The sequence below is a fragment of the Kingella denitrificans ATCC 33394 genome, assembly GCF_000190695.1.
Taxonomy (GTDB): Bacteria; Pseudomonadota; Gammaproteobacteria; order Burkholderiales; family Neisseriaceae; genus Kingella_A; species Kingella_A denitrificans.
Genome location: NZ_GL870929.1, coordinates 365,039 through 384,044 on the forward strand (window position 1 = coordinate 365,039; position 19,006 = coordinate 384,044).

Below are 19,006 nucleotides of genomic sequence, written 5' to 3' on the forward strand. Positions count from 1 at the left end.
ATTTTTAAATGTCATTGTCCGTTATGATAACGGTTTCGCGCGCATCTTGCCAAGAAAAACAAACATTTCTATTTTAAAAAATTACAAAAAACAACTTTGTCGCTTTTTTAATACATTGCATTTGGCAATACATGCTGCTTTTCCGGCGGCCTTAACGATCCACTGACGTGCAGGCTGCTTTTTGCTTACGCGCCCAAAAACCAAAACTTTGTCAACCAGCACACGGCCACAATCCACACCATGGGCGGTACGTCTTTAACACGTGCGCAAATCAGTTTAATCACGGCATAGCTGATGAAGCCCAGCGCAATACCGTCCGCAATCGAATAAGTGAACGGCATGAAGGCAATGGTCATGAACGCGGGAGCGGCTTCGGTCATGTCCTGCCAGTCGATTTCCAATGCGGAACGCATCATTTGCACGCCGATATAGAGCAGGGCGGGTGCGGTGGCAAATGCGGGCACGGCCTGTGCCAACGGGGAAAACCACAAACATGCCAGCATCAGCACGCCCACGGTAATGGCCGTCAAGCCTGTGCGTCCGCCGGCAGCGACACCTGAAGTGCTCTCGATATAAGGTGTGGTGGACGATGTACCCAAAGCCGCACCGGCCACAATCGCCGTACTGTCGGCAAACAGCGCTTTTTTCAGGCGCGGCAAATGACCGTTTTTATCCAGTAAACCCGCACGGTGCGATACGCCGACCAACGTACCCGTGCTGTCGAACAAATCGACCAAAAAGAAGACGAACACCACCGCCAGCATGCTGCCGTTGAACAAACCGTTGAAGTCCATCTGCATAAACGTGGGCGCAACGGAAGGCACGCTGGAAACGATGCCGTTAAACTGGGTCAGCCCCAAGGCGGCGGCAATGCCGGTAACGGTCAGAATGCCGATGATAATCGCACCGCGGATTTTGTAATAATCCAATGCCACGACAAGGAAAAAGCCGAACAGCGCCAAAAGCACGGGCATATTGGGGAGTTTCACGCCGTCTTTGATTTCATACAGATTATTCATTTTCAGCAGCGTGGCATCGCTGGCAACCACCAAACCGGAGCCTTTCAGGGCAATCAATGCCAAAAACAGGCCGATGCCGGCGGCAATCGCCATTTTCAAACTCATGGGCAGCGCATTAACCAGCATTTCGCGCACTTTGAAAAAGCTGAACAAGATGAAAATCACGCCCGACACGAACACGGCCGCCAGCGCAATCTGCCAGCTCACGCCCATGCCCTGCACCACGTTGAAGGTGAAATAGGCGTTCAAGCCCATGCCTGGGGCCAGCGCAATCGGGTAATTGGCAAACGCGCCCATGATGAAGCAGCCGATTGCCGATGAAATGCAGGTGGCGACAAACACCGCGCCGAAATCCATCCCCGTAATGGAGAGAATATTGGGATTGACGATGACGATGTAGCACATGGTCAGGAAGGTGGTGAAGCCGGCCATGATTTCCGTGCGGACAGACGTGCCGTTCTCGCTCAATTTAAAAAAACGATCCAAAAAAGAATGTTGTTGTGTTGCCATGATTTAAAAATAGGTAAAAAAATGAAGCGCGCATTATACTTTGATTCGCTGATTTTGGCAGTAGGAAACCTTCAAAAAGCAGCCTGCACGGCAATCCGTTTCCGCCATATCCTTATTTTTTGCACTTCACATTAAAAACAATGGATTATTCATGAATTATTTAATCCAAAAGCAGCCTGCACATTGGAAAATCCCTGTGCAGGCTGCTTTTTTAGCATTTCAATATTCAGCGGACAACCACCAATTCGGGATTGTCGCATTCGTCAATCAAAATGGTGTGGACACGTTGCTGCCAAAGTTCGCCGAATCGTGCCAGCTGCTCCGCTGTTGCCTGGCCGCTTACCGCCAGCGGCATGATTTCGCGCATTTCGGGAGCGAACGGTGCGATTTTGCCGTTGAACGACACGCGCACGCTTGCGCCCGTATCGCGGCGGCGCAGGCAGATTTCTTCTTCGATTTCCGCATCGTAGCTTAACAAATCGCGGCGGGAAAAGCGTCCGTTCGGGCCGACGCCGCCAAAACCGGTTTCCGGTGCCGCGCCGGTAATCAGCTGTGCAACAGACGCGGTCACGCCGACCGTGCCTTCGCTGCGGCCGCCGCGCATGGCCACTTCAATATTGCCGCGCTCGGGAATTTCGTTGGGATACAGCGCCTGCACGCCTTTGAGCACCATCAGATACGCGCCGGCCACCGTGGGGCAGGAGTGTCCGCACAGTTTCACAGCGTCTTCGTAGGCATAAGTGAGCAAGCCGTCCGGCGTCGCGCCCAGAAATTGCGCCAACGGGTCGCGCAGGGTGATTTTCGGTGCTTGGTCAAAAAAATCGGGCAATGTCATTTTTCTCTCCTTGTATAACGGTTTTTTCGTGGGAAACACTTTGCAGGCTGCTTTGGGTGCAGGCTGCTTTTTGATGGATTATTGCTGTGCCGTTATCCGCTGGCGGCGCGTTTCGGCCAACACCATGCCGGCAGAAACCGAAATATTCATACTTTCCACCGTGCCGAACATGGGGATGGAGACCAGCGCATCGCAATGTTCGCGGGTAAGGCGGCGCATGCCTTCGCCTTCGTTGCCCATCACCCACGCCACGCTTTCGGGAATATCATAATGGAACAAATCCGCATCGCCGCCCATATCCGTGCCAACCACCCAAATGCCGTATTCTTTCAACTCGCGCAAAGTCCGCGCCAAATTGGTCACTGTGATATACGGCACGGTTTCCGCCGCTCCGCAGGCTACTTTGCTCACGGTGGCGTTCAGCCCGGCGCTTTTGTCTTTCGGGGCGATGACGGCGTGTACGCCCATGGCATCCGCCGTCCGCAGGCACGCGCCCAAATTGTGCGGGTCGGTAATGCCGTCCAGCACCAGCAAAAACGCAGGTTCGCGCAGATTTTCCAGCACGTCTTCCAAATGAACGTGGTTTTTGGACGCATCAATAAAGCCGATAACGCCTTGGTGGCGCGCGCCTTTGCTCATGGCGTGCAGGCGGTCGGCATTGGCAAAATGCACGCGCACGCGTTCGGCAGCGGCTTTTTCCAAAACTTCGCGCGTGCGGGCATCGTTTTTGTTTTCCAGCACATACAGTTCTGTGATGGATTTCGGATTTTGCCACAGGCGCGCATTGATGGCGTGGAAGCCGTAAATTAAGCGTTGGTTCGACATGGTTGTGTTCTGCTGATGAAGGTGGGTTACGCATCAAAACCGTGTGCCGGTGTTGGGAAGGTTTTGTTTTTCACGGCCTGCACATAGCTTTCCACGGCCGCCTGAATCGATGTTTGCCCCTGCATGAAATTGTGGACGAATTTGGCGGTTTTGCCGGGGAAAATGCCCAGCATATCGTGCATGACCAATACTTGGCCGTCGGTATCGATGCCCGCGCCGATGCCGATGGTGGGGCAGGATACTTCTTCGGTAATGCGTTTGGCCAATGCGCTGGGCACGCATTCCATCAAAATAATGGACGCGCCTGCCGCTTCGTGCGCTTTCGCATCGGCCAGCACGGCTTGTGCCGCATCGCCGCGCCCTTGCACTTTATAGCCGCCGAACACGTTGACGTATTGCGGCGTTAAGCCGATGTGGGCGCAAACGGGAATGGCGCGTTCCTGCAAAAAGCGTGTGGTTTCCGCCATCACCGCGCCGCCTTCCAGCTTCACCATGTGCGCGCCCGCCGCCATCAGTTGGGCGGATGCGGCAAACGCCTGCTCGGGGCTTTGCTGGTACGCACCGAACGGCAAATCGGCCACAATCATGGCATTCGAATTGCCGCGCGCCACTGCCGCCGTGTGATAGCACATATCTTCCAAGCGCACGGGTAGGGTGGAGGATTGCCCTTGCACCGCCATGCCCAGCGAATCGCCAATCAGGAGGATATCGACGCCTGCGCGGTTCATCAGCGCGGAGAAGCTGGCATCGTAACAAGTCAGCATGGCAATTTTGTCGCCTGCGGCTTTCATATTGCGTAAGGTATTGATGGTAATCATGAACGGGGAATTTTTAAGATTCGTTAAAATTTAAGTATAACGCATATCGCGCGGGGGTATCAAACCTTAACATGCCCGCGAAGCCTTTCAAAAGCAGCCTGCACCTTGGGCAGAACACGGTTTGGAAGTGCAGGCTGCTTTTAAATTAGATATTCACTCCGAGCAATGGCAAGACCGTGTTGCCGACACATTCAAAGCAGCCTGCACATTCCGCGGCGAAAAAAATGCAGGCTGCTTTTCGGAAACCCCAAAAGCAGCCTGCACACGGTAATCAGTCAGATTAGTGATGGTGGTGGTGATGCGCGTGCGATTCGTCCACTGGTGCGCGTTTCGTGCCCACAGGGACAATCAGCGTAGAATACAGGGAAACGTGTTGGCAGACTTTTTGGTCGGCAAACGGCGCTTTGTGCACCACTTTCACTTTCCATTGGCCTTCCACCAGCGGCAGGAAGTTCACGCGGCCCTGCGCATCGGTTTTGGCGGAATAGCCGTTGATTTCGCGGTGGTCCATCATTGCATCCGTATCTTGGTTGATGACGGTATCCGCCGTAGCGACAACGGTGGCGCCCGCCAGCGGTTTGCCTTGATACAGCACTTGCAGCGGCAGCAGTTTGCCGGCGGCCACGGTGTTCGGATTGGCCAGCGGCACGATTTCCAGCTCTTGGCCTACCGGACGGGTGGCTGCGGCCAAATCAAAGCGGTCGCCCACCTGCACGATGCTTTTGCCGTACATTTGCGACTGTTCGCAATACGTTGCGTCCGGAACTTGTGTCATATTGTTTTGCGACCATTTGCCTTGCGCGTTTTTCACCCAAAAGGTCGGCTGGTAAGTGGCCGTTACGCGGTAAGTGCCCGCCTTCAACGGATTGCGTGTGGCGTATTGGTAATTTTCGCCGCCGCGCAGCACCATGGCCGTTGCACGGTTTTGGCTGTCGATGATTTCCATCGGTTTGAAAATCTGTACGCGGTCGGCAGCAATGGCTTCAGGGAGCGGATAAACGTGGCTGTAGCCCAAATCAGCTTCCAATACGTGGTCGGCCGGCTGTTGCGTCGGTGCAATCACCCAAACGTCGTGCGCGTGTGCCGCACCGCTCAAAAAAGCCAATGTGCAGGCTGCTTTCAATACAAGTTTCATGGAATTCTCCTAGCGATATTTAAAGTTTTGCAGATAATGTTACATAGTAACGCGCGCAGTATAACAAAAGCATTTACTCTATTCCAGCAGATTTCGCAAAACCAAGCCGAAATCCGATGTGTAATGCTATAATGCGCCTTTTTGCAAAAAATAGGCGGCGTGTTGCAGATGTACCGCCCGCACCAAAGTTTCACCATGAATATTCTTGACAAGCTATTGAATAAGAACACAACAAAATCCGGCAAACCTTCAACGGCCGGCACACGCAAAAAACGCACCCCCGCTTCTTCCAACGCCAAAAAGCAGCCTGCACGTCCGCAGGTGCAGGTTGCCGCATCGTCCAAATCCGTCAAAACCGCAAAAGACCAACCCGCCAAACAACGGCTTGCCGTGCCGGAAAAAGACCGCCAGTTGGTCGGCGACACGCTGTGGATGTGCCTTTTGGTGCTCTCGGCCTATGTCTGCATTTCCCTAATCAGCTTCCACATGAAAGACCCGTCATGGTCGCGCAACGTGCCGAACTTGGGGCAGACGCGCAATTTCGGCGGCCTGTTGGGCGCATGGCTGTCGGACGTGTTTTACTATTTGTTCGGCCTGTCCGCATGGTGGGGCATGGTGGCCGTGGGCGTTTGGCTGTACCGCCATTTCCGCCCGATACTCAATTCGGGCAGACCGCCGTACAACGCGGCCATCGGGCTGGCAGGGCTGGCAATTTTGCTGCTGTGCAGCCCCGTGCTGGAAGCCGCACTGTTTCCGAACTGGCTGCAAAACCGCCTGCCGCTGGACGCGGGCGGATTGGTCGGCTCGCTGATTGATTCGACCGTGCGCGCTTGGTTCGGCCACACGGTCGGCGTTGTGCTGCTGTTTGCCTTTGCCATGCTGGGGTTTTCGCTGTTGGTGCAAATTTCGTGGCTGGACTTTTTGGAGCGGCTGGGCAACCGTTTGGAACGCCTGTTCCGTTATTTCGTGCACGGCAAAAACAAAGAAATCACGCCAACCTTTTTCCCCGACAAACCCGAAGCCAACCCCATCGAGCAGATTGTGGCTATCCCCGTCGCCAAGAATGTGAGCAGCCGCAACAACCGCAAAATGGCGGTAACCGTGGCGCAACAGCAGCCTGCACGCAAAAACCCGTCGCAATCGGTCGAAATCAACGGCTACCGTTTGCCCGATTTGAGCCATCTGCGCGAAGCCGCGCCGCACAGCACCCCCATCGACCCCGACACATTGCGCGAAACCGGCCGGCGCATTGAAGCCAAATTGGCGGAATTCGGCATTGACGTGCAAGTGGTCAGCGCCATTGCCGGCCCAGTGATTACGCGCTACGAAATCGAACCGGCCAAAGGCGTGAAGGGCAGCCAAATCGTCAATTTATCCAAAGATTTGGCGCGCTCTTTGTCGGTGCAGTCCGTGCGCGTGGTGGAAACCATTATCGGCAAAACCACCATGGGCATCGAGCTGCCGAACGAACAGCGGCAGGAAGTTTTATTGCAGGAAATTTTCTCTTCCGACGTATTCAACGATGCGCCGTCCAAACTCACGGTGGCTTTGGGCAAAGACATTGCCGGCCTGCCGGTGGTGGGCGATTTGGCGAAAATGCCGCATTTACTGGTGGGCGGCATGACCGGCTCGGGCAAATCCGTGGGCGTGAATGCGATGATTTTGTCGATGCTGTATAAAGCCACGCCCGAAGAAGTCCGCTTCATCATGATTGACCCGAAAATGCTGGAACTGTCGATTTACGAAGGCATTGCACACCTGCTGTGCCCCGTGGTTACCGATATGCGCGAAGCGGGCAATGCGCTGAACTGGTGCGTGGCGGAAATGGAAAAACGCTACCGCCTGCTGGCGCGTGTCGGCGTGCGAACGCTGGCGGGCTATAACGAAAAAGTGCAGGCTGCTTTGGCGGAGGGCAAACCCATCCCTAACCCGTTCAGCCTGAATCCGGACGAACCCGAGCCTTTGACCAAGCTGCCGCAAATCGTGCTGGTGATTGACGAATTAGCCGATTTGATGATGACCGAGAAAAAATCGGTGGAAACGCAGATTGCCCGATTGGCGCAAAAAGCACGCGCCGCCGGCATCCACATGATTATCGCCACCCAGCGCCCAAGTGTGGACGTGATTACCGGCCTGATTAAGGCCAACGTACCGACCCGCATGGCGTTCACCGTACAAAGCCGCATCGACAGCCGCACGATTCTCGACCAAATGGGCGCGGAAGATTTGCTGAAATACGGCGATTTGCTGTTCCTGCAGCCGGGCAATGCCGAGCCGACCCGTCTGCAAGGCGCGTTCGTGAGCGATGACGAAGTGCACAATGTGGTGAATTTCATCAAATCACAGGCCGAGGCGAATTATATCAACGGCATTCTCACAGGCGAGGCGACGCAGGAAACGCAGAAATTTATCGAGCCGAACGGCGGCGGCAATGCGCAAGACGAGCTGTTCGACCAAGCGGTGCAGTTTGTCGTGTCCAGCCGCAAAACTTCGATTTCCGCCTTGCAGCGGCATTTGCGCATCGGCTACAACCGCGCCGCGAACTTGATGCAGGCTTTAGAGGAAGACGGCATCGTGTCGCCGCCGGACAGCCAGGGCGGCCGCCAGATTTTCTCGCGGCTGGAATAACGTGTTTGGCTATGGGTGATTAAAGTGCAGGCTGCTTTTGGAGCATCTTCAAAAGCAGCCTGCACTTTGAGTTTTTGGGGGAGGGCATCAACGCATCACATTGGCCCAATCCTGTTCGAAATACGCCACCAGTTTCTGATTGTTCAGATAATTTGCTTCCACGGGTCGGCGTGCCATATCGTTCGGGAAATCAAACATCTGCGCCAGAACGGGCGGTGTTAAAAACTGTGTCGGCACGTCAATCCGTGCAGGCTGCCTGAAATCGCCCGCCGTATCGGCCATCACGAAGCCCCATTCGCCGAAACTGGGCACATACACATGATACGGCGCGGTGCGCAGCCCTGCCGCTTCCAGCGTTGCCACCACCGACCAATAAGCATTGGGCGCAAAATAGGGCGAGGTGGACTGCACCACGATTTTTCCGCCCGGATTAAGGCGCTGCGCCACCATTCGGTACATCGGCACGGAATAAAGCTTGCCCAGCGCGAAATTGGATGGGTCGGGCAGGTCGATGATAATCACGTCAAAACGTTCGGCCTGATGTTGCAGCCATTGGGCGGCATCGTCGTTGATAATGCGGATTTTCGGGTGGTTCAACGCATTTTTGTTCAATGCGGTGAGCCGCGCGGAGGTTTGGAAGGTGTGCGTCATGTCCGGGTCCAAATCGACCAAGGTAAGCTGCTGAACTTCGGGATATTTCAGCACTTCGCGCGCCGCCAGCCCGTCGCCGCCGCCCAAAATCAGCACGCGTTTGCGGCTGGGCGACATCTGCATGGCGGGGATGACCAATGCTTCGTGGTAGCGGGCTTCATCACGCGAAGAAAACTGCAAATTACCGTTGATATACAGACGGATATCGTCTTTCCATTGGGTAACGACCAGCCGCTGGTAGGGCGAGTGGCTTTCGTACACGACCGGGTCGCCGAAATAGCGCTGTTCTGCTTGGAGTACCCAATAATTGGCATAAACAAAGGCCATCACCAATAGCATCAATACGATAAAGCAGCGGCCGGCCAGTGCTTTGTATCGGGCGATTTTCGCACGGAAAACGCGGGCGGTGATGTAAGCAATGGCGGCGTTCAGGATGCCGAACAGCAATGCTGAGCGCGCCATGCCCAATTTGGGTGCAAGCAGCAGCGGAAACAGCAGCGACACGGCCAGCGCGCCCATATAGTCAAACGTCAGCACGCGTGCCACAATTTCTTTGAATTCGTGTTCCTGCTGGTTCAAAAGCCGCATCACCAGCGGAATTTCCATGCCCACAATCGTGCCGACCAACAATACCAGCGCATAAAGCAGGGTGCGGAAGGGTGCAGCGGCAAATCCGAAGGCGACAAACAAAAACAACGCCGACAATCCGCCCGCCAGGCCGACCAAAAGCTCGATTTCCACAAAGCGCACCAGCACGTCTTCATCTTTAATATAACGCGTGAGGTGCGCGCCGATGCCCATAGAAAAAAGATACAGGCCGATGATGAACGAATACTGGAAAATGCTGTCGCCCAGAAGATAGCTGGCCAAAGCCGCCATAATCAGCTCGTATGCCAAGCCGCAACTGGCCACCATAAATACGGATAAAATCAGAATGCGCGATGGATTCATGCAAAACGCCTAACTTGTAAAAAGTGCAGGCTGCTTTTGGCAATCGTTCAAAAGCAGCCTGCACGTTCAGACCCGATTAGTTTTTCTCTTGGTCAACCAATTTGTTTTTGGCAATCCAAGGCATCATGCTGCGCAACTGCGCGCCGACTTTTTCGATTTGGTGGTCGGCCGTCAGGCGGCGGCGAGCGGTCATGCTCGCGTAATTCACAGCGCCTTCCTGAATGAACATTTTCGCGTATTCGCCGGTTTGGATGCGTTTGAGCGCATTGCGCATGGCTTCGCGTGATTTTTCGTTAATCACTTCCACGCCGGTCACGTATTCGCCGTATTCCGCATTGTTGGAAATAGAGTAGTTCATGTTGGCAATGCCGCCTTCGTAAATCAAATCCACGATGAGCTTCATTTCGTGCAGGCATTCAAAATACGCCATTTCAGGTGCATAGCCTGCTTCCACCAATGTTTCGAAACCGGTTTTAATCAGTTCCACCACGCCGCCGCACAATACGGCTTGTTCGCCGAACAGGTCGGTTTCGGTTTCTTCGCGGAAGTTGGTTTCAATCACGCCGCCTTTGGTGCCGCCGTTGGCCGCAGCATAAGACAGGGCGATGTCTTTGGCTTTGCCGGTATAGTCTTGATACACCGCAATCAGCGAAGGCACGCCGCCGCCTTTCAAAAATTCGCTGCGCACAGTGTGGCCGGGGCCTTTGGGCGCCACCATAATCACGTCTACATTTTTAGGCGGAACGATTTGGTTGTAATGAATATTGAAGCCGTGCGCGAATGCCAGAGCAGCACCTTCTTTCAAGTTCGGCGCGATTTCGTTTTTATACACGGCGGGTTGGTTTTCATCGGGCAGCAAAATCATGACAACGTCTGCTTTTTTGGTGGCATCGGCAACGCTCAATGTTTCAAAGCCGGCAGCTACCGCTTTGTTCCAAGACGCGCCCTGACGCAGACCAATCACCACATTCACGCCGGAATCTTTCAAGTTGGCCGCGTGGGCATGGCCTTGCGAACCATAACCGATGATGGCCACTGTTTTGCCTTTTACCAATGATAAATCAGCGTCTTTATCGTAATAAACCTGCATTGTTTTTCCTTTTGGAATGTTAATAGGGAGAAGATAAGTCGAACATTGCCAAACCATCATGCGTTTGTGTCAAACGGTTCTGTTTGGGGGTCAATATGGCTTTTGCCCACATTGAACAAATGCGTGGCTGGAAATTTTACACTATTTTGCACGGCTTTTGTAATTTTATGCAGCCTGCACCAATGCCTGCCGCATTTCGCGGATAACGGCGTCATAATCGCTCTGTCCGAAAATGGCGGAGCCTGCCACGAACGTGTCCGCGCCGGCTTGGGCGATTTCGGCGATATTGCCGGCTTTCACGCCGCCGTCGACTTCCAGCACAATCCGCCGCCCCGTTTGCGCTTGGTAATGGTCGAGCAGGCTGCGCACGCGGCGCAGTTTGTCCAGCGTGTGCGGGATAAAGCTTTGGCCGCCGAATCCGGGATTCACCGACATCAGCAGCACCATGTCCAGCTTGTCCAAAACGTGTTCCAGCACATGAACGGGCGTGGCGGGGTTCAGCACCAAACCGGCCTGTTTGCCCGCGTTTTTGATGAGTTGCAGGCTGCGGTCGATGTGGCGGCTGGCTTCGGGGTGGAAGCTGATAATGTCGGCGCCAGCTTCGATGAAGGCGCGAATCATGTCGTCCACCGGCTCTACCATCAAATGCACGTCAATCGGCACGGTGCTGACGGGGCGCAGGGCTTGGCAAATCATCGGCCCGAAGGTGAGGTTTGGGACGTAATGGTTGTCCATCACGTCGAAATGGATTAAATCGGCGCCTGCGTCAATCACTCGGCGGACTTCTTCGCCCAATCGGGTGAAGTCGGCGGACAGGATGCTGGGGGCTATGCGGTAGTTCATTTTCGGCTTTCGGAAGGGCAGTCAAAAAGCAGCCTGCACTTTTTTCGCCAGCTGTTCGGCGGCGGTGAGGGCAACTTTATTGCGGATATACAGCAGGTTGGCGTGTTCTGCGGCGGTGGCGGGATAGCGGCCGCTTTGTGCCAGCCGTAAGTAATCGGCGGCGGTGGGCATGAAGGGCTGTCCTGCAAAGGCAGGCGGCTGCTCCAGCGCGAACGCGTTGCCTGCACCGGCCACTTGTCGGCCTTGGCAGGATTCCGGCAGGGCGATTTCTTCGGCCTTGCCCACGCCGTATGCGCTCAAACGTTCGTGGCGGCGCGTATCGAACCACGCATAAAACACTTCGCCCATCCGCGCGTCGGTGGCGGCCAGCACGCATTCGCAGTCGGGTATTTGGTAGGCCACGGCATCCAAACAGGGAATGCCGACCAAGGGAATGCCGAACGGCACGGCCAAGCCTTGCGCCACACCGATGCCGATACGCAGGCCGGTAAACGCGCCTGCACCTTGCGCATACACAATCGCGCCCAAATCGGAAACGGTGCAGGCTGCTTCCGAAAGCAGGTTGCGGATGCCCGGCAGAATCAAATCGGACTGCCGATTGCCCGCTTCCGTGTGCATGCCGTGCCATTGCCCGTCCGCATGCAGCGCCAATGAAAGGAAGGCGGTCGAAGTGTCTATCGCCAACACGGGGCGGCTGAAATCAGGTGTCGTCATGCTTATTTGCTGTAATCGAATTGAATGGCGTGGCCGGATTGGCGGCGAAGGCGTTGGCGCAGCAATTCGTCGCTGGCGGCATGCCCGTCGATGCAGAAGGCTTCATACAGCACGCGGCGCACGGCGTTGCTGCCGTTGAGTTTGCCGCCAATCACTTCCCAGCGGCTGTTGCGCGGCGTAATCCAGCGGCGGTTGGCCAAATCGGCAAAGGCAAAGGTTTTCAGTTTCGAGCCTTCGCTGCCGAGCAGTTTCGCGCCGGTGATGCACAGCAGGCCTTCCGCGCTGACGTTCGGATAGCCGGAAGCCGAGCGGTTGTTCAGAATGTAACGGATGCTGCCGTCGGGCGCGTAATGAATGCTGTCGAGCAGGATTTGCGGCTTGCCGGAAAACGTGGGGCTGACATACAAATCAAACCAGCCTGCACCTTCCGTGTCGGGCAATTCGGGCAGCGGCAGGCTGCTTTCCTGAAATTCGGCATCGCTGTGGTCGGACACGCCCAGCCAGCCAGAATCGGCAAAGGCAAAAGAGGCGGATAAAAGCCCAGCACAGAATAAAGATAAATATTTCATAAACTTGCTTACTGATTTTTCAAATGAATAAAGCAGCCTGCACTTTTCCCGTTGCCGTGGAGTGCCGTTGGAAAGTGCAGGCTGCTTTTGAGGGGTTACGCTTTCAATGCGGCCAGAATTTCCGCTTTCACATCGTCCACGTTTTTGGTGCCGTCCACTTTGATATAGCGCGGCGCGTGTTCGCCGGTCAGACGGCTGTAAAAATCCACCAGCACTTCGGTTTGTTCGTGGTACACGGCCAGGCGTTTTTTCACGGTTTCTTCTTTGTCGTCGTCGCGTTGCACCAAATCTTCGCCTGTTTCATCGTCTTTGCCTTCGGTTTTGGGCGGATTGTATTTGACGTGGTAGGTGCGGCCGGAGGCAATATGCACGCGGCGGCCGCTCATGCGTTCCACAATCGCTTCGTCCGGCACGTCGATTTCCACCACGGCATCCAAATTCACGCCCGCTTCCACCATGGCTTCCGCCTGCGCCAGCGTGCGCGGGAAGCCGTCAAACAAGAAGCCGTTGGCGCAATCGGGCTGGGCAATACGTTCTTTCACCAAGCCGATGATGATGTCGTCGCGCACCAAGCCGCCCTGATCCATGATTTTTTTGGCTTCCAAACCCAATTCCGTGCCGGCTTTAATGGCGGCGCGCAGCATATCGCCGGTAGAAATTTGCGGGATATTGAATTCGCGCGTGATGAATTGCGCCTGTGTGCCTTTGCCCGCACCGGGTGCGCCCAACAATAAAACTTTCATGTCGTGTTCCTTCGGATAATGTGGAAATAATTGAAATAACGGCGAACCGTGCGGCAGCCGTGATGAGGAATGCCGCTATGGTAATACGTTTTGCGGCAATATAAAAGGGATTTACACAATCCGCGCTTTCAGCAAATCATACATATTCAGTGCGCCGACCAGCCGTCCGCCTTCGCACACGGGCAGGCCGTTGATGCGTTTTTCCTGCATCAGCTTCAAGGCTTCGCTCAATAATTTTTCGGGCGATATGGTGGCGGGATGGCGGGTCATTACTTCGCTCATCGGCAGGTCGGGCAGTTGCTCGTGTCGCTCGAACAGGCGGCGCAAATCGCCGTCGGTAAACACACCCGCTAAGCAGCCTGCACCGTCCGCCACCGCCACCATACCCAAGCCTTTGCCGCTCATTTGGATAATCGCTTCGCGCAGGCTGCTTTCGGGGCGGACCACCGGCAGCGCGTCGCCCGAATGCATCACATCGCCCACCGTCAAAAGCAGCCTGCGCCCCAAGCTGCCCGCCGGATGGCTCAATGCGAAATCTTCCGGCGTGAACTGGCGCGCGTTTAACAATGCAATCGCCAGCGCATCGCCCAAAGCCAGCACGGCCGTGGTGCTGGACGTCGGCGCAAGCCCCAAGGGGCAGGCTTCTTGCGACACGGCGGCGCGGATATGGATGTCCGCGTGTTTCGCCATGCTCGATTCGGGTTTGCCCGTGATGCAGATTAGCGTGATGTGGCGGCGTTTGAGCGCGGGCATAATCGCCAAGATTTCGTCGCTTTCGCCCGAATTGGAAATGGCCAGTACCACGTCGCCGTCCACAATCATGCCCAAATCGCCGTGCGCCGCTTCTGCCGGATGGACAAAAAAGGCCGGCGTGCCGGTGGAGGCCAGCGTGGCGGCGATTTTGCGCCCGATATGCCCGGATTTGCCCATGCCCGTCACAATCACGCGGCCGCGGCTTTGCAGCACCGCATCCACCGCGCGGGCAAACGCTCCGTCCAACTGCGCCGCCATTTCCAGCACCGACTGCGCTTCAATCTGCAAAACCTGTTTTGCCCAGTCCAAATAATGTGTTGCACCCATTCCGTTATCCTTTGTCTGTCTGTTTCCGCCGCACTCGCGTTCGCTGCCGGACGGTTTTCACGGCGTTGCGCCGCCGTGCCCACTTTCAGGCCGCCACGCCCCGCATTCTGCGCACGTTGCAAAAGCAGCCTGCACCCTGCCGTTCGTCATTGCCCGCGCAAAAACAGCGCGTCCAAATCCGCCAATGCCAAATGCACCCAAGTCGGACGGCCGTGGTTGCATTGGTTGCTGCGCGACGTGTTTTCCATATCGCGCAACAGGGCGTTCATTTCGGGCAGGGTGAGCTGCCGCCCCGCACGCACCGAACCGTGGCACGCCATGGTGGCGAATATCCGGTTTTCCATCGATTCCACGGTTTGCGAGCTGCCCACGCTGCCCAGTTCGCGCAACACGTTCTGCGCCAATGCCACGGCATCGGCCTTGCCCAGCATGGCCGGCACGGAACGCACGGCAATCTGCCCGTTGCCTTCGTCTGAAAGCAGCAGGCCGTATTCGCGCAGTGTTTCCCCGTGTTCAGCCAGCACGGCGCGTTCGGTATGGCTGGCGGCAAACACGGGCGGAATCAGCAGCATTTGCGTTTGCAGGCTGCCTTGCTGCCGCTGCGCCTTCATTTTTTCGTAATTCACGCGTTCGGCGGCGGCGTGCATATCGACCAAAATCAGGCCTTCCGCCGTCTGCGCCAAAATATAAATGCCCAGAAGCTGCGCCAACGCGAAGCCCAGCGGATATTCGGGCGGCTCGGCCGCTTCGGCTTCGGGTGCAGGCTGTTTCGGGGTGCAGGCTGCTTTTTCGATGGGGAAATCATCGTCGCGGCGGTAAAGTTCGGCATAGGTTTGCAGGGCGGCGCGGTTTTCTTTCAGCGACAAACTGCGCTGCTGCGGCGCGCGGTAGGCCGAGTAGGGGGCAGGGGCGGAAGGGGCTTCGCCGGAAGTGGGCATGGCTGCCGTTTCGGTGTGCAGGCTGCTTTGAACGTTCGGAAAACGCTGCTGCAAAATATCGCCCGCATTGCCCACGCTGCCGGTCATGTCCGCGCGCGTGCCTTCCAGCGCTTTGTCCAAGGTGTGAAACACCAGCCGGTGCACGGCCTGGCTGTCGCGGAAGCGGATTTCGGTTTTGGTCGGATGCACGTTCACGTCCACCATTTCGGGCGGCATTTCCAAAAATAAGGCGAATGCCGGCGTGATTTTGTGGTGCAGCACGTCGCGGTATGCCTGCTTCACGGCGTGCAGCACCACTTTGTCACGCACGAAACGCCGATTGACAAAGCAAAACTGCAATTCCGATTTGCCTTTGGCAAACGTGGGTTTGGAAACGAATCCGTGTACGCGCACCGCGCCTTCGCCGCTGTCCACCGGCAGGCTGGCGGACTGAAACTCCGCGCCCATCACCGCCGCCATGCGCTCTTCCAGGCTTTGAACGGGATAGCGGAACACGGTTTTGCCGTTGTGCGCCAGCGAAAAAGCAGCCTGCGGATTAGCCAGCGCCAAGCGTTCCAGCATGGCGGCGCAATGGGCGTATTCGGTGTTTTCGGATTTCAGGAATTTGCGCCGCGCGGGCGTGTTGAAAAAGAGTTCGCGCACTTCCACCGTGGTGCCTTCGGGGTGCGCCGCCGCATTGACCGCGCTCAAAACGCCGTCTTCGGCACGGATTTCGTGTGCGTGCGGCAAATCGGCGGTGCGGCTGGTCAGCGTCAGGCGCGACACGGAGGCGATACTGGCCAGCCCTTCGCCGCGAAAACCCATGCTGCGGACATGTTCCAAATCGTGCAACTGTTTGATTTTGCTGGTGGCGTGGCGAGAGAGTGCCAAGGGAAGGTCGTCGGCGTGGATGCCGTTGCCGTTGTCGGTCACGCGGATGAGTTTGATGCCACCACCCGCCAGTTCCACGCTGATATGCGTCGCCCCCGCGTCCAAGCTGTTTTCTACGATTTCTTTGAGCGCGGCGGCGGGGCGTTCCACTACTTCGCCGGCGGCGATTTGATTGACGAGATGGTCGGGCAGGGCATGAATACGGTGCATGGATAGGGATTCGGTCGGCAGAAAACGGCTTATTTTAAAGCGTTTTGCGCAGGCTGCAAACTGCTTGTCTGCATGGCGGGGAAAACCGTATAATGTCGGGCACTTGTCTGTTGATATGAGCGCGCTGCCGATAAAGATACACCGCCACAATGCCCGTTGCCTTGTTCCAAACGGGTTTTTTGTTGCCCGAAAGCAGCCTGCACCTCCCCCACCGTCCATCCTGCGAGAGTCCGATTATGCCGAACCCATTGTACCGTCAAAATATTTTATCCGTTTCCGATTTGAGCATCGAGCAGCTGCAATGCCTGCTGGACACCGCGCTGCGCCTGAAACGGCAGCCGCGCGGCGATTTGCTGGAAGGGCGGCTGATTGCGTCCTGCTTCTTCGAACCTTCCACCCGCACGCGCCTGTCGTTCGAAACCGCCGTGCAGCGGCTGGGTGGCAAGGTCATCGGTTTTGCCGACGGCGCGAACACCAGCGCGAAAAAAGGCGAAACGCTGGCCGATACCGCGCGAATTATCTCCAGCTATGCCGATGCGATTGTCCAACGCCACCCGAAAGACGGCGCAGCGCGCGTGTTGGCCGAATTTTCGCGCGTACCCGTGATTAACGCGGGCGACGGCACCAATCAGCACCCCAGCCAAACGCTGCTGGATTTGGTCACCATTTACGAAACGCAAGGCAGCCTGCACCATCTGAAAATCGCCATGTGCGGTGATTTGAAATACGGACGCACCGTGCATTCGCTGGCACAAGCCTTAAAACGGTTCGGCTGCGAATTTGCGTTCGTATCGCCGCCCAGCCTGGCCATGCCCGAATACATTACCGAAGAATTGGACGAGGCCGACGCAAAATGGCAGATACTGCCCAATTTGGAAAGTGCGGCGGAATGGGCCGACATCCTGTATATGACCCGCGTGCAGCGCGAACGCTTCGATGACGAGGAATTCGCCAAAATTCAAGGTAAATTCAACCTGCATGCCGCTACATTGGCCAACGCCAAACCCAACCTGCGCGTGCTGCACCCCCTGCCGCGCGTGGACGAAATTGCGCCCGACGTAGATGGCACGCCGTATGCTTATTACTTTGAGCAAGCACAAAACGGCGTATTTGCGCGCATGGCCATGCTTGCACTGGTGTTGAATGAAAATGTGTAGGGATTAAGTCTTCATTCAGCCTGAAAATCCATTTTGCAAGAAAGTTCAAAAGAATGTACGCGAGAAAATTATTGGTGGTGATGTGCTTGGCGGCACTCACTGCAGGCTGCAATGAAGACGAAAAATCAGGCCTCGGCACGGCAAAAGGCTTGGCCATGGCCAACTCAACCTCCGGCTCGTCTTCCAATAACAATAACTATGCGAAACTCGGCGGACGGGAATACGCTTCCGCACAAACGCCTGCGCCTACTCCGAGCCCTACACCTGCACCTGCACCCACGCCAAGTCCTGCACCTACTCCAACGCCGACGCCTAATCCGACACCGTCGCCAAGTCCCGTACCCACTCCTTCGCCGACACCGTCCCCAGCGCCTGCGCCAACACCGGCGCCCACACCCGCACCTTCCGCAAACGGTTGCGAGCACCCGACCGATGAATCCGGGCAATGGCGGAGCGCGAAATGCTATGAATTCAAGGAAGGGCGCGTGCCTGCCGATTGGGAAAGCAAAGAAATCCGCAATCATTTGCACAGCTATTTGTCCTACCTGCCGGGAAATGTCTCTTTTGTGGCCGGCGATTATGCCCAACTGACCACGCGCCGCCACTGCGTCGATAAAGTAGGCGACCCGTTAAACGACGGCAACGCCACTTCAGGTGTGTGCCAGGCAGGGAAAGTGACCCAGTATTCCAGCGGCCGGCTGGAAACCATCGGTATGGTAGATGCAAGCCGCCCGTTCCGCGCCGAAGTCCGCGCCAAAATGAATTGGAACAGGCTGCACGGCATGCGTACCGCGCTTTGGTTGAACAAGCATAAAAACGAAGATAGCATCCGCACCTGCAAAACCCCCGGCGGTGGCAGTGCGCCTTACGGTTCGCTGCTGATTCTGGAATGGTTCTCCGCCATGCCGGATTATGCCTTCCCCGCATCCAGCATCAGCTGCTATTACAGCACGGCGGGTCAAGAATGGCGCACCCGCGTATTCGTTCACCGTTTGGAAAACCGCATCCGCAACCGTTCCTCTTGGCTGACGCATGATTGGCATGTTTGGGCCATCGAATATGATGGCACCAGAATCCGTTATTACATGGACGGCAAACTGATTCCCGTGCACCATTACCGCGTGAACGATTCCAGCACGGTCGATGTAACCGACTACCGCAGTTTCACGCCGGACGGCACATACGTTTCCACCATGCCCGACGAGGACTACACCAAACTGCAAATCGATCCTGATTTGGTTAAACAAGTGCTCCGAAACGACAAATGGCATTTCGTTTTGAACGATTATGTGGAATGGGAAGACAATCTGGATCCGCCGTCCCTCAGCGAGCCTTTCCCGATGCAGACCACGCAGATTGACTATGTGCGGCTGTATTATAAATAACATCCCATGCAGGCTGCCCGAAAGCGATAGATTCG

At 56.0% G+C, this 19,006-nt stretch carries 17 protein-coding genes; 4 read left to right on the forward strand and 13 right to left on the reverse strand.

Features of this window, described 5'->3' with window-relative positions; all coding sequences use genetic code 11:
• Positions 1-185 precede the first annotated feature (185 nt).
• The 4 genes from HMPREF9098_RS01785 to panB all read right to left on the reverse strand — a co-directional run bounded on the left by HMPREF9098_RS01785 (position 186) and on the right by panB (position 4,007).
• Positions 186-1,529, reverse strand: a complete 1,344-nt coding sequence (locus tag HMPREF9098_RS01785; protein ID WP_003781386.1) for an NCS2 family permease — start codon at positions 1,527-1,529, stop codon at positions 186-188.
• A gap of 226 nt (positions 1,530-1,755) precedes the next feature.
• Positions 1,756-2,364 carry an FmdE family protein gene (locus tag HMPREF9098_RS01790; protein WP_003781388.1) on the reverse strand — a complete coding sequence of 203 codons (609 nt, stop codon included), beginning with the start codon at positions 2,362-2,364 and terminating at the stop codon, positions 1,756-1,758.
• A 78-nt stretch (positions 2,365-2,442) separates the two neighbouring features.
• A complete protein-coding gene (rlmB, locus tag HMPREF9098_RS01795) occupies positions 2,443-3,189 on the reverse strand; it encodes a 23S rRNA (guanosine(2251)-2'-O)-methyltransferase RlmB (protein WP_003781389.1) in 747 nt (248 codons plus the stop codon).
• Between the two features lie 26 nt (positions 3,190-3,215).
• Positions 3,216-4,007: a 3-methyl-2-oxobutanoate hydroxymethyltransferase gene (panB, locus tag HMPREF9098_RS01800; RefSeq protein WP_003781390.1), complete on the reverse strand. Its 792-nt coding sequence runs from the start codon at positions 4,005-4,007 to the stop codon at positions 3,216-3,218.
• A gap of 127 nt (positions 4,008-4,134) precedes the next feature.
• Here panB and HMPREF9098_RS11610 point away from each other — a divergent pair, with 127 nt between their 5' ends.
• Positions 4,135-4,278, forward strand: coding sequence for a hypothetical protein (locus HMPREF9098_RS11610; RefSeq protein WP_155803267.1), 144 nt, complete (start codon positions 4,135-4,137; stop codon positions 4,276-4,278).
• 9 nt (positions 4,279-4,287) lie between these two features.
• Here the strand turns inward: HMPREF9098_RS11610 and HMPREF9098_RS01805 are convergent, their stop codons facing one another.
• On the reverse strand, positions 4,288-5,142 hold the full coding sequence (locus tag HMPREF9098_RS01805; protein WP_003781395.1) for a DUF4198 domain-containing protein: 855 nt from the start codon (positions 5,140-5,142) through the stop codon (positions 4,288-4,290).
• Between the two features lie 195 nt (positions 5,143-5,337).
• Here HMPREF9098_RS01805 and HMPREF9098_RS01810 point away from each other — a divergent pair, with 195 nt between their 5' ends.
• On the forward strand, positions 5,338-7,770 hold the full coding sequence (locus tag HMPREF9098_RS01810; protein ID WP_115324925.1) for a DNA translocase FtsK: 2,433 nt from the start codon (positions 5,338-5,340) through the stop codon (positions 7,768-7,770).
• An 87-nt stretch (positions 7,771-7,857) separates the two neighbouring features.
• On the opposite strand, the gene HMPREF9098_RS01815 is transcribed toward HMPREF9098_RS01810, so the two are convergent.
• The 8 genes from HMPREF9098_RS01815 to mutL form a co-directional block, all read right to left on the reverse strand.
• Positions 7,858-9,372: a polyamine aminopropyltransferase gene (locus HMPREF9098_RS01815; protein WP_003781400.1), complete on the reverse strand. Its 1,515-nt coding sequence runs from the start codon at positions 9,370-9,372 to the stop codon at positions 7,858-7,860.
• Between the two features lie 76 nt (positions 9,373-9,448).
• On the reverse strand, positions 9,449-10,462 hold the full coding sequence (gene ilvC / locus HMPREF9098_RS01820) for a ketol-acid reductoisomerase (RefSeq protein ID WP_040564171.1): 1,014 nt from the start codon (positions 10,460-10,462) through the stop codon (positions 9,449-9,451).
• Between the two features lie 165 nt (positions 10,463-10,627).
• Positions 10,628-11,305 carry a ribulose-phosphate 3-epimerase gene (gene rpe / locus HMPREF9098_RS01825; protein ID WP_003781402.1) on the reverse strand — a complete coding sequence of 226 codons (678 nt, stop codon included), beginning with the start codon at positions 11,303-11,305 and terminating at the stop codon, positions 10,628-10,630.
• Between the two features lie 21 nt (positions 11,306-11,326).
• Complete coding sequence (tsaB, locus tag HMPREF9098_RS01830; protein ID WP_003781403.1) at positions 11,327-12,019, reverse strand: tRNA (adenosine(37)-N6)-threonylcarbamoyltransferase complex dimerization subunit type 1 TsaB; 693 nt, start codon at positions 12,017-12,019, stop codon at positions 11,327-11,329.
• Between the two features lie 2 nt (positions 12,020-12,021).
• Positions 12,022-12,588, reverse strand: coding sequence for a CNP1-like family protein (locus HMPREF9098_RS01835; RefSeq protein WP_003781404.1), 567 nt, complete (start codon positions 12,586-12,588; stop codon positions 12,022-12,024).
• Between the two features lie 95 nt (positions 12,589-12,683).
• On the reverse strand, positions 12,684-13,331 hold the full coding sequence (adk, locus tag HMPREF9098_RS01840; RefSeq protein WP_003781405.1) for an adenylate kinase: 648 nt from the start codon (positions 13,329-13,331) through the stop codon (positions 12,684-12,686).
• Positions 13,332-13,442: 111 nt separating this feature from the next.
• Entirely contained in the window at positions 13,443-14,411 is a 969-nt protein-coding gene (locus HMPREF9098_RS01845; RefSeq protein ID WP_003781408.1) for a KpsF/GutQ family sugar-phosphate isomerase, read from the reverse strand.
• Positions 14,412-14,557: 146 nt separating this feature from the next.
• The gene (gene mutL, locus HMPREF9098_RS01850) at positions 14,558-16,429 is read right to left on the reverse strand and encodes a DNA mismatch repair endonuclease MutL (protein WP_003781410.1); all 1,872 of its coding nucleotides are present in this window, start codon (positions 16,427-16,429) and stop codon (positions 14,558-14,560) included.
• Between the two features lie 236 nt (positions 16,430-16,665).
• Here mutL and pyrB point away from each other — a divergent pair, with 236 nt between their 5' ends.
• A complete protein-coding gene (gene pyrB / locus HMPREF9098_RS01855; protein ID WP_003781424.1) occupies positions 16,666-17,586 on the forward strand; it encodes an aspartate carbamoyltransferase in 921 nt (306 codons plus the stop codon).
• A gap of 53 nt (positions 17,587-17,639) precedes the next feature.
• Complete coding sequence (locus HMPREF9098_RS12055; RefSeq protein ID WP_003781426.1) at positions 17,640-18,971, forward strand: LamG domain-containing protein; 1,332 nt, start codon at positions 17,640-17,642, stop codon at positions 18,969-18,971.
• Positions 18,972-19,006 lie beyond the last annotated feature (35 nt).